Source organism: Bacillus sp. JJ1503 (assembly GCF_036965125.1).
GTDB lineage: Bacteria > Bacillota > Bacilli > Bacillales > Cytobacillaceae > Cytobacillus.
Genome location: NZ_JBALOZ010000195.1, coordinates 1 through 11773 on the forward strand (window position 1 = coordinate 1; position 11773 = coordinate 11773).

The window sequence follows — 11773 nt, forward strand, 5'->3', positions numbered from 1 at the left end:
CTAATTAGTAAAATTAAATAAGATAAGCTAGCTTCTAGATATTTATATCTGAATTTTCGGGAAATAAAAAAATAGCATATTTTAATAATTGTAGGAGAAAGGGTGTTACCAGTTGAAGGTGAAGATTCAGGATTCCTTTTGGTCAAAATACCAAGAACTTATCCACAATGTAGTCATTCCATTTCAGTGGGAAGTAATGAATGATACTCATCCTGACACGGAACCAACCCATACTATTCAGAATTTCCGAATTGCTGCAGGTGAAGATGAAGGTGAATTCCATGGGATGCGATTTCAAGATAGTGATTTAGCAAAATGGCTGGAAACTGTAGGACATACATTAGCCCATATGCAAAATCGAGACTTAGAGGAACTAGCTGATGAAGCAATTAAATTAATTGGAAGAGCACAGCAACCTGACGGGTATTTGAATACTTATTTTACTGTAGCAAGGCCAGGTAAGAGGTGGACAAATCTCCATAATGATCATGAGTTATATTGTGCTGGCCATATGATTGAGGCAGCAGTTGCTTATTATCATGCAACAGGGAAATCAGAACTAATAGACATTGTTTGTAAGTATGTCGATCACATTTCCACTGTAATCGGGCCAGAAGTAGAAAAAATCAGAGGGTATGATGCACATCCAGAAATCGAACTAGCATTAGTTAAGTTATACCGTGTTACAAAAAATCCGCAACACCTTCAATTGAGCAAATTTTTCGTAGAGGAACGTGGTGCACAAAAACCACATTTCTTTGACGTCGAAGCAAATAATTATCCTGAAAATTTCGTGCGTCATCGAGAAAAAGATTATTCACAAGCACATATCCCTATAAGAGAACAGGTAACAGCTGAAGGTCACGCTGTACGAGCTATGTATTTATATAGCGCTATGGCTGATCTTGCAAAGGAGTATGATGATCAGGAATTATATAGTATTTGCAAAAAGATATGGAATAATGTTGTTACAAAAAGAATGTATGTAACAGGTGGAATCGGTTCACAAGCAAATGGGGAGAGATTTACGATTGATTATGACCTGCCAAATGATCGATCCTATACTGAAACATGTGCGGCAATTGGATTTGTATTTTGGGCAAGAAGAATGTTAGAAATTAGCCCTGAACGTGAATATGCAGACAGTATGGAACGAGCTTTATACAACGGAGTCTTAAGTGGAATGTCACAAGATGGAAAAAAGTATTTTTATGTTAATCCCTTGGAGGTTTGGCCGGAAGCTTGTGAATTTCGACATGATTTAAGGCATGTGAAAAATACGAGACAGCCGTGGTTTGGCTGTGCATGTTGCCCGCCTAATATTTCGAGATTAGTAGCTTCATTAGGTGAATATATTTACACCCAAAATGAAGATGAACTATTTGTTCATTTATACACTGGAAATAAGTTAAACTTCCAAGTGGGAATTGAGACAATCCAACTTGCACAAGTAACGAATTATCCATGGGAAGATACTGTTCAAGCTCATATTCAACTTAATAATGATACCGTTTTCACCCTTGCTCTTCGATTACCAGAGTGGTGTGAAAATCCGCAAATATTCGTAAATCAAGTGAGAATCAACCTTTCAGGATGTATAGAAAATGGTTATGCGAAAATAAAGCGAACTTGGAAAGACCAAGACCAAGTCACACTCATCTTGCCTATGACCATACAGAAAGTAAGGGCTCATCCACATGTCAGAGAAAATATCGGGAAAGTGGTGCTCCAAAGAGGACCGATTGTTTACTGCCTGGAAGAAGTTGATAATGGGAAAAATTTACCAATTATTACACTATCAAAAAACTCTGATCTCATTATCGACTTTGATGATGGGGTATTGAAGGGAGTGCCTATTATTAAAGGGAATGCGTATCGTTATGATAGTTCGCATTGGACAAATAAATTGTATCAATCAACCGCTGCAATCAAGGACGATGTAATTCCAATCAACATAATAGCTGTCCCTTACTACCTATGGAATAATAGGGGACCAGGGGAAATGATTACATGGATTCATGCGAATTAAAGAAATGTTTCTAAATGAAGGTGTTAGCCTTGGAAAAAGCTAATTTTCATAAGACTGCACCATTCCGTCATGATTAATGTTGACTTCTGATTGCGAAAAACAGTCAGAAAATTGTTAAAATTTAGTGTCTGTAATCAGACTCTAAACGGAGGTGTCACATGTGAAAAGAAATAGAACTGGCGGTGGAATAGAAAGAATGGAAAGGAACTGGGGGATTTTACTTGCTACCCCAGCTATACTGGGCTTCTTATTATTAAATCTGGGACCTATGCTCTTTTCATTCTACATAGCCATGACAGACTGGAGGGTAGGTGGAGTTCCTACTTTCATAGGGCTTGATAACTTTATAGGGATGTTTACCGGGGACAGGCTCTTTAAGAAATCAATGTTTGTAACAACGTATTATACACTTGGAAGTGTTCCAGTAGTAATAGGCGTTGCCTTCTTTGTTGCGATATTACTTAATCAAAAGGTAAAGGGGTTAAGTGTTTTTCGTACAATTTTCTACTTACCAGTCTTAGTTCCAAGTGTAGCAAACTCAATGCTGTGGCTATGGATCTTCAACCCGGATTTTGGTCTTATGAATACTGGTTTGAAAGCAATCGGGCTACCTGGTCTCATGTGGCTTTATAGTGAAACAACAGCAATTCCATCGCTGATCTTAATGAGTTCATGGGCAATGGGAAATACGATGATCATTTTCTTAGCAGGATTACAAGGAGTGCCCCGTCATTTGTATGAAGCAATAGAAGTAGATGGGGGAAATGCTTTCCATAAATTGAGATATGTGACAATACCACTCATGACACCTGTTATCTTCTTTAATCTTGTGATGGCTTTGATTAATACGTTCCAAGTATTTAACGAAGCATACATTATGACGAATGGCGGACCAAACCATGCCACTTATTTCTATGTATTCAATTTATTTGAAAAGGCTTTTAGACAGACTGAGATGGGATATGCAAGTGCCATGGCAGTTATTCTATTCTTCGTTATTATGGCTGTTACAGCACTGGTTTTCAGAACTGCAAAATCATGGGTTTATTATGAGGGGGAGAAATCGTAATGAGCTTGCAAGAAGTACAAACGAATACAGAACCCAAAGCAACAATAATAGTAAACACTCCAAAGTTTACAATTGGGCGAGCTCTAATCTATTTTATTTTAATTGCACTGAGCGTTGTAATGCTATTACCTTTTGTATGGTTAATACGCAGTTCGTTTATGAGTAATACACAAATCTTTACATTTCCACCAGAGTGGGTACCGAATCCATTTTTATGGGAGAACTATCCAAAGGCATTAACGGTCGTTCCTTTTCTAAAGTACTTAATAAATACGTTAATCTTAGAATTTTGGAATGTTGCAGGGACACTGATCACATGTTCATTAGCTGCTTTTAGTTTTTCCCGATTGAAATGGAAGGGGCGAAATCTTGTATTTGGGATTATCTTAACTGCACTAATGTTACCATATGCAGTAACATTAATCCCTACTTTTATACTTTGGCAAAAACTAGGGACAATTAATACCATTATTCCATTAACTGTGCCATCTTGGTTAGGAACTCATGTGTTTGCCATTTTCCTATTGAGACAATTTTTCATGACGATACCAAAAGAGTTAGATGAAGCTGCTTATATTGATGGTGCCAATCCATTTCAAGTACTATGGAGAGTTATTATCCCATTATCGAAACCAGCCTTTATCGTTGTGTTCATTTTTACTTTTATCGCTGTTTGGAATGATTTTCTTGGTCCACTCATTTACTTGCAAGATCGTGAAAAATTTACATTAGCTGTAGGATTAGCACAATTTAGTGGTTTATACAATGCGCAATGGGGATATTTAATGGCGGCATCAACAGCTATGATTACTCCGATTATCATTATGTTCTTTATTGCCCAGAGATACTTCTTAGAAGGAATAGCACTAACAGGTGTTAAAGGATAATGCAATAATAAGTAAAACATTTTGAGAGCTTAAAGGAGGTGTTTTCAGTCTACATCACCAAAATATTAATTTATTAAAATAATGGAAAAATCAGAGAGGGGAGTTATTTTTGAAAAAGATTAAGAGTTTTATGCTAATCATTTGTTCTGCTCTATTGATGTTGGCTGGATGTCAAAGCTCTAAAAGTAATAGTAGTAATAATAGTAGTAGTAGTAATAGTACCAGTAGCAGTAATAGTAGTAGCAGTAGTGAAGATATAGTAGAGTTAAGATTTATGTTCTGGGGCGGGATTGCTGAACAACAATCCGTTCAGTACATGGTGGATAAATTTAATAATGAAAATCCAAATATTAAAGTAAAAGCTGAACACGTTCCAGATGAATATGAAACCCGACTTGTAACATTAATGGCTTCAGGAGACTTACCAGATGTAGCCTATGTTCCTGAAGGGTTGGTCTTACAATGGGGAATTGATGGGCATATTATGGATTTAACAAAATATGAAAAAGACTATCCTGAACTTGCTAGCCGAATTCCTGAAACTTATTTGTACTATGATGAAGGGAAACATCTAGGGAACTCAACAGCAATCGAAGTTATGAATATTTACTATAATAAAGATTCTTTTGAGAAGGCAGGTGTTGAGCCACCTCCAACAAATATTATAGATGCATGGACGTGGGATGAATTTTTAACAGCAGCGAAAAAACTCACTATTGATCGAAATGGCAATAATGCATTAAGTCCAGACTTTGATCCGAAAAATATTCAACAATTCGGTATTGATACTCCAACATACTGGGCAGCATGGTATCCATTTGTCCGAAATAATGGCGGAGACATTGCAAATGAAGAAGGTACTGAGTTTACGATGAATCAACCGGAAGCTGTAGAGGCCTTACAATTATTACAAGACTTGATTCATAAACATCACGTTGCTCCAACACCAACTCAACAAGCAGATATGCCAGAAACAACAATGGGGCTAGATACGAAGCGATTTGCAATGTTAATCGACGGCCAATGGAGTTTGAATGATTATAAAGAAATGGATGTGAATTTTGGTATTGGTGTATTACCAAAAATGAAGGTTGCAGCTAAATCAGTTACTAGCGCTGGTGCGACCTCAATTTTCTCTAGTACAAAACACCCTGAAGAAGCCCTTAAATTCTATCTCTATCATAATGATCCTGAGATTGTAAACTTATATGAAGATGGATTGTGGATGCCTGTTCAAGATAAGTACTATAAAGACCAAAAGTTTACAGATAAGTGGTTAAAAGATGGTGTTCATCCGCCAGAATATAAAGAAGCTGTTATAGATTATACATTAGAAGGTATTTATCGAAACCCGGCAGTTACCTTGAAAAACTGGAGTGCTATTCGTACAGAAGTCTTTAGTACTATGGATCTATTATGGCTAGGTCAAGGATCTGCGCAAGAATTAATGGATAAGCTTTCTGAACATGTTAATCCATTGTTAAAAGGAAGATACCCAACTAGGGGTGAATAATGAATCCATACAATGGTACGGGGCTGTATTGGCTCCGTACTATATTCATAATTATTTCTTTCGTTCTAGTCAATCTATTTGTTATTACTGAAATATAGGGGGCACATCAAATGGGGACAAACGGATTAATGGATTTTATTTATCGAGCGAGTGATTGGATTATCAGACTTGCATATGTTAATTTTTTATGGATGTTATTTAGTATTCTAGGTCTAATTATTTTTGGAATATTTCCTTCAACGGTTGCGATGTTTACAGTTTTACGTCAATGGATACGAAGTGATAAGGACATTAAGGTATTTAAAACCTTTTGGAGTACATTTAAGTCAGAATTCCTAAAATCAAATATTTTAGGATTTATTTTACTTGGAATTGGCTTCATTCTTTACATAGACTTTAAGTTTTTCTCAACGATTGACGGCTGGGTTGCGACAATCCTCAACTTAGTGTTACTAAGTTTGTTTGTCATTTATGCAATTGTTGTGTTATATATTTTCCCTGTAAAAGTCCATTTCGAATTGAAAACAATACAATACTTTAAATATGCAATCGTTATTGGAGTTTCTTTTCCAAAAACTACTCTTCTTATTGCATTAAGCGTCTTAATATTACAATACATCATGTCGTATATTACCATATTGATTATTTTCTTTCTTGGTAGTTTAATTAGTTTTCTTATTATGAGGATGACAAATTCGGTATTTAGAGTTTTAGAAGCCCGAGCGTATAAGAGTCTGCAAAAACTATGAAGTTTCCAAACAATTGCCACTTCTTGAGGGATTCGAAAAAAGCCTTCCATAATACTGTTTACTATAGAATATCAATATTTCTTGGCAATGATTATAAAGAATTCCTTCACTATTCAGAACAACATTTTTATTTATAAATGTACGTACAAATAGTATAATTATATTAACTATGAAAAAGTTTAAAAGTTAAGCCTATAGTTGTATGGTGTATTAATATTTCTACACATATAACCATCTGAAACCATACAAGTGGAGGATACGATGATTAAATATAAACAAATTAAAGCACAAATCAAAGAATGGATACATGAAGAAAAGATCAAACCAGATGAAAAATTACAATCGGAAAATGAATTAGTTGAACTTTTCCAAGTAAGTCGTCATACCATCCGGCAGGCGCTTAATGAGCTTGTCCATGAAGGGTGGTTATATCGACAACAAGGCCGTGGTACCTTTTGTAGTAGTCTTATTAAAAAAGAGCCCCCTCAAATTGATAAGACAATTGGAATTATAACAACCTCAATTACAGATTATATTTTCCCATCTATCATTGGTGGAATTGAATCATACTTGAGTGATAGAGGGTATAATTTATTACTTGCCAGTACAAATCATGACACTGCAAGGGAAAGAAAATGTTTAGATAATATGTTGAGCCAAAAGCTCGATGGACTAATTGTAGAACCGACCAAAAGTGCTATTTACAACCCGAATCTGAATACTTACTTAACGATTGAAAAAAATAAAATTCCCTATGTGATGATAAATGCCGCCTACTCAGAGCTACAACCAGCTAGCCTAACTGTCGATGATGAGGCTGGAGGGTTTTTAGCAGCTGAACATTTTATTAAATTAGGTCATAAGAAGATAGGGGGTGTTTTTAAAATTGATGATTTGCAAGGTGTTAATAGGATGAAGGGATTTATGAAGGCCCATAGGGAGTATAATATTCCAATCCAACCGGATACGATTATTACCTTTATGACTGAAGACCGCGGTGCGAATCTTTACGAACAGATGCAAAATGTACTAGCCGAACGCGAGCATCCTACTGCCTTCTTTTGCTATAATGACCATATTTCTATTGTTCTACTAGATGCAATACGTGAAAAAGGTTTACGAGTACCAGAGGATATTTCAATAATAGGTTTTGATGATTCACAACTAGCACTTGCCTCTGAAGTGAAATTGACAACCATTACTCATCCAAAAGTAGATATGGGAAAGTTAGCTGCAAAATTAATAGTCGATGCAATTGAAAATGGGAAGGAAATAACAATCTCAGATTCTGTTATTTTCACTCCAGAACTAGTTATACGAAATTCAACAGGACCACTGCCAAACAGTGTAAAAGAATAATCTGGCAACAAGCAAAATTATGCTTGTTGCCAGATTTTTTTTCGAAATACTTTCCAAGGTTAGGTAAAATTCTGTGTAAAATGTTTAGTTAATTAACGGTAGACTAAAATTTCTAAATATTTAAAAAATATTGTGGTAAACTTGTACGTACAATTATATAATAGATGTATAGATATTATTTTAAGGAGGAGGACAAATGCTTTCTGAATTAAAAGAAGCTGTACTTGAGGCTAATCTGCAATTACCAAAATATAATTTGGTTACGCTTACATGGGGGAATGTTAGTGGGGTTGATCGTGAGAACAACCTAATAGTGATAAAGCCCAGTGGTGTACCGTATGAGGAATTAAAGGTCGAAGATATGGTTGTTGTTGACTTTAACGGAAATATTGTTGAAGGTAAGTTAAGACCTTCATCAGATACACCGACACATCTCGTTTTATATAAAGCATTTCCTGCAATTGGTGGAATTGTCCATACCCATTCTGCGTGGGCGACAAGTTGGGCTCAGGCGGGTAGAAGCATACCTGTACTTGGCACCACACATGCAGATTATTTTTATGGGGATATTCCATGTACACGTAAAATGACAGAGTTTGAAATATTAGGAGACTATGAGATAAAGACAGGGCTAGTTATAGCCGAAACATTTCAAAAGCAACAATTAGATCCTGAACAAATACCTGGTGTCCTTGTGGACGGACACGCACCTTTTGTTTGGGGAAAAGATACAAGTAAAGCAGTAGAAAATGCAGTCGTTTTAGAAGAAATTGCAAAAATTGCAACATCTACATTCACTTTAAATCCGAAAGTGGAGCAAATAAATCAAAAGTTACTGGATCGTCATTTTTATAGAAAACATGGTGTGAATGCCTATTACGGACAATAAATGGACTGAGAGGAGCTTTGATAGTGAAAAAATATACTATTGGTGTTGATTATGGGACCGAGTCAGGTCGAGCTGTTCTATTTGATATTACAGATGGAACTGAGGTTGCGGATCATGTAACACCATACCCGCATTCAGTGATTGATCAAACACTCCCGATAATAGGACTCTCTTTAGGGGATGATTGGGCACTGCAACATCCGCTTGACTATATTCATGTTCTTACGAATTCCATTCCTTCTGTTATTAAAGAAGCTGGTATAAATCGAGAACAAGTGATTGGTCTAGGGATTGATTTTACTGCATGTACCATGCTGCCTGTCGACAAACAAGGAACCCCTCTTTGCTTGAATGAAGAACTTGCATCTGATCCCCATAGTTGGGTCAAACTTTGGAAACATCACGCAGCTCAAGACGAAGCAAATCGCCTAAATGAGATTGCAAGGAATAGAGCCGAGGAGTTTTTAGCAAGATATGGTGGGAAAATTTCTTCTGAATGGATGATTCCGAAAATTTGGCAAATTTTAAATGAAGCCCCTCATATTTATGACAGAGCGGATCAGTTCCTTGAAGGTACAGATTGGGTGATTTCTAAACTTACAGGAGAAGTAAAAAGGAATAGTTGTACTGCGGGTTACAAGTCGATTTGGCATATGCAAAAAGGGTACCCATCAAAGGAATTTTTCAAGGCACTAGATCCACGTCTTGAACAAATAACTGAGACAAAATTACGGGGAGAAATCTATCCGATTGGAACGAAAGCAGGAGATTTAAAGGAGGAGATCGCAAAACAAATAGGATTATTACCTGGGACAGCTGTCGCAGTTGGAAATGTTGATGCACATGCAGCGGTACCAGCGGTTGGCGTTGTATCTCCGGGTAAATTAGTGATGGTAATGGGGACTTCAATTTGTCATATGCTCCTTGGAACCGAAGAAAAAGAAGTTGAGGGTATGTGTGGTGTAGTGGAAGACGGGATTATTCCAGGTTATTTCGGTTATGAAGCAGGTCAGTCCGCTGTTGGCGATATCTTTGCATGGTATGTGGATGAGGCGGTTCCTGCATACGTTAAGGATGCTGCACAGAAAGAAGGGCTAAGTATTCACCAATGGCTAGAAAAACAGGCTGCATCTAAAAAACCAGGAGAAACAGGGCTATTAGCACTTGATTGGTGGAATGGTAACCGTTCTGTTCTTGTTGATACAAATTTAAAGGGACTCATTCTAGGTTTAACATTAGCGACCAAGCCAGAGGAAATATACCGTGCATTACTAGAAGCAACCGCATTTGGTACACGAAAAATTATAGAAGCATTCAGAGATAATGGGGTCACCATTCATGAATTGTATGCGTGTGGTGGATTACCTCAAAAAAATAAATTATTAATGCAAATTTATGCTGATGTGACAAATCTAGAAATCAAAGTAGCTGCATCTAAACAAGTAGCTGCCCTAGGTTCCGCAATGTTTGCAGCGGTAGCAGCTGGTGAAGAAAAGAGTGGGTACCGTTCGATCGTAGAAGTTGCCGAAAAAATGGCAAGAGTTGAGGAAGAAACGTTCCGACCGAAAACTGAAAATGTGAAAATTTACAATCAACTATATCAAGAATATAGCAGGCTCCATGACTATTTTGGTCGCGGGGAAAACAATGTGATGAAACGATTGAATGTCATAAAAGAAGAAGCAATAAATTCTAAAATATATGCAATTTAGGGGGATTTCAAGAATGAAAATAAAAGCTTATGAATTTTGGTTTGTGACAGGAAGTCAGGATTTATATGGTCCGGATGTTTTACAACAGGTAGCCGCTCATACCCAACAAATGACAAAATCATTAAATGAAAAGCTTCCTTTCGATCTCGTATTCAAACCGGTTGTGAAAAGATCAGAAGAAATTAGAAATGTCATCATTGAAGCTAACTCATCGGAAAATTGTGCTGGAATCATCACTTGGATGCATACCTTTTCTCCAGCAAAAATGTGGATTGCAGGATTAAGTGAATTAATGAAGCCTCTTTTACATTTACATACACAATTTAATCGTGATATACCTTGGGATAAAATTGATATGGATTTTATGAATTTAAATCAATCCGCACATGGTGACCGTGAATTTGGATTTATCGGAGCTAGAATGAATATCCCCCGCAAAGTAGTTGTAGGATACTGGGATAGCCCAAAAGTTATTGAACGTATTGAAAAGTGGCTTTATACTGCAGTTTCATTTTCAGAAAGTAAGAAACTAAAGGTCGCTCGTTTTGGAGACAACATGCGTAATGTAGCAGTCACAGAAGGAGATAAGATCGAAGCGCAAATCAAATTTGGCTGGACCGTTGATGGATACGGGATTGGGGACCTTGTTAAAAGAATGAAAGAAATTTCGGAAGCAGCAGTAGATTTGCTACTCGAGGAATATGAACACTTATATGATATTCCGCATGAAGGATTTGTGCCAGGGCCAGTTCGGGATTCAATACGTGAACAAGCCCGGATTGAATTAGGTTTGAAAGCATTTTTAACAGAAGGTGGTTACAATGCATTTACAACAACCTTCGAAGACCTGCATGGTATGAAGCAATTACCGGGACTTGCTGCTCAGCGACTAATGGCAGAAGGATATGGTTTTGCTGGAGAAGGTGATTGGAAGACAGCAGCATTTGTTAGGCTAATGAAAATAATTGCAGCTGGAAAAGAAACATCATTTATGGAAGATTACATCTACCATTTAGATCCAGAAAATGAACTTGTACTTGGTTCGCATATGCTTGAAATTTGTCCAACAGTAGCAAACAGTAGACCAAAGATAGTTGTTCAGCCACTTAGCATTGGTGGAAAAGAAGACCCAGCCCGTCTAGTTTTCGATGGTGTAAGTGGCCATGCTGTAAATGCCACAATTATTGATTTAGGGAATCGCTTTCGCCTATTAATCAATGAAGTCGAAGCTGTGGAACAAGAGAGTGAAATGCCAAATTTGCCAGTAGCACGTGTGCTTTGGAAACCATACCCATCATTAAGTGAAGCAGCAGAAGCTTGGATTCACGCAGGTGGCGCTCATCACACAGTATTCTCTACAAAAGTAACCACTGAACAATTAATTGACTGGGCAGAGATGATCGGAATTGAATATACTTTAATCAATAAAGATACCAAACTATCATCATTTAGGAAGGAACTAAAATTACAAGATATTACAGCCCGTTTAATGTGAAACCATAAAATTCATTTGGAATTCTTGTTGCAGGGAAGGAAACCGACTTTGTCATCTTGGATGATAATTAC

The 11773-nt window shown here is 36.9% G+C and carries 9 protein-coding genes; all 9 read left to right on the forward strand.

Annotated features, from left to right (window positions below; genetic code table 11):
* Positions 1–118 precede the first annotated feature (118 nt).
* The 9 genes from V7149_RS15205 to araA all read left to right on the forward strand — a co-directional run bounded on the left by V7149_RS15205 (position 119) and on the right by araA (position 11702).
* Positions 119–2029 carry a glycoside hydrolase family 127 protein gene (locus V7149_RS15205; protein ID WP_335346467.1) on the forward strand — a complete coding sequence of 637 codons (1911 nt, stop codon included), beginning with the start codon at positions 119–121 and terminating at the stop codon, positions 2027–2029.
* 196 nt (positions 2030–2225) lie between these two features.
* Entirely contained in the window at positions 2226–3098 is an 873-nt protein-coding gene (locus V7149_RS15210; RefSeq protein ID WP_335346468.1) for a carbohydrate ABC transporter permease, read from the forward strand.
* Complete coding sequence (locus V7149_RS15215; protein WP_335346456.1) at positions 3098–3985, forward strand: carbohydrate ABC transporter permease; 888 nt, start codon at positions 3098–3100, stop codon at positions 3983–3985. Before V7149_RS15210 ends, V7149_RS15215 begins: the two co-directional genes overlap by 1 nt.
* A 109-nt stretch (positions 3986–4094) precedes the next feature.
* Positions 4095–5498 (forward strand): ABC transporter substrate-binding protein, encoded by a 1404-nt coding sequence (locus V7149_RS15220; RefSeq protein ID WP_335346457.1) that lies wholly within the window; start codon positions 4095–4097, stop codon positions 5496–5498.
* Between the two features lie 110 nt (positions 5499–5608).
* Positions 5609–6247: a YesL family protein gene (locus V7149_RS15225; protein ID WP_335346458.1), complete on the forward strand. Its 639-nt coding sequence runs from the start codon at positions 5609–5611 to the stop codon at positions 6245–6247.
* Positions 6248–6508: 261 nt separating this feature from the next.
* On the forward strand, positions 6509–7606 hold the full coding sequence (locus V7149_RS15230) for a GntR family transcriptional regulator (RefSeq protein ID WP_335346459.1): 1098 nt from the start codon (positions 6509–6511) through the stop codon (positions 7604–7606).
* Between the two features lie 196 nt (positions 7607–7802).
* Entirely contained in the window at positions 7803–8495 is a 693-nt protein-coding gene (araD, locus tag V7149_RS15235; protein WP_335346460.1) for an L-ribulose-5-phosphate 4-epimerase, read from the forward strand.
* A gap of 20 nt (positions 8496–8515) precedes the next feature.
* Positions 8516–10207 (forward strand): ribulokinase, encoded by a 1692-nt coding sequence (locus V7149_RS15240; protein WP_335346469.1) that lies wholly within the window; start codon positions 8516–8518, stop codon positions 10205–10207.
* Positions 10208–10220: 13 nt separating this feature from the next.
* A complete protein-coding gene (gene araA / locus V7149_RS15245; protein ID WP_335346461.1) occupies positions 10221–11702 on the forward strand; it encodes an L-arabinose isomerase in 1482 nt (493 codons plus the stop codon).
* The last annotated feature ends 71 nt before the right edge of the window (positions 11703–11773 follow it).